This window comes from Xenorhabdus hominickii, from assembly GCF_002632725.1.
In the GTDB taxonomy this organism is placed as follows: Bacteria; Pseudomonadota; Gammaproteobacteria; order Enterobacterales; family Enterobacteriaceae; genus Xenorhabdus; species Xenorhabdus hominickii.
The window spans coordinates 1-585 of the sequence record NZ_NJAI01000101.1 but is presented as its reverse complement, the minus strand read 5'-3'; the positions used below and the strand labels follow the sequence as shown (position 1 = coordinate 585).

The window sequence follows — 585 nt, the reverse complement described above, 5'->3', positions numbered from 1 at the left end:
TCGAGTACGCTGAGTTAAATTCGTTCTCTCTATACGCTGAGTAAACGTCTTTCCAGTCAGGTGATCTTCCTCGGGAAGGTTATCATAAACAACATAATCATCTGTGCAGTAAAACCGAATATTAAAGGACGATAAAAGAGCCAGTAGCTTGTCTAATGTTTTTCTACTGCGATCGCCAAAAACATGGGCCACTATTCGTTTTAGGCGAGGTTCCCAAGCATACCAAAGCCAGCGTTGATTTTTCTTGTTCCCCACAAATGACCATTGCTCGTCTATTTCACAGATAAGCTGAATGTTATTTCCATCAAGGGGCAGCGTCGTTACGTTTCGGGGCGTGAGTTTTTTAACGTTTTCATGACAGTAGCTGTTGCGACTCTCAGGATCCGAGCGGTGTCACGAATTCCCCCATTGTTCATCGCTATGTCGACAATCTGCTCTTTAACGCCGGGTTTGCAGGCTTGATAAGTGTATTCTAACTGAAAACCCTTACAGCAGGTATAGCAACGATAACGAGGATGCCCGCCATTCCCTTTTCCATGTCCTTTGACATGTTTTGATTTGTGACAATAACGGCAATAGACGTCA

1 pseudogene is annotated in these 585 nt (G+C 43.9%); it reads right to left on the bottom strand.

The window, feature by feature from the left end:
- Nucleotides 1-585: pseudogene (locus tag Xhom_RS38300) on the bottom strand (IS1 family transposase); the annotation flags it as partial.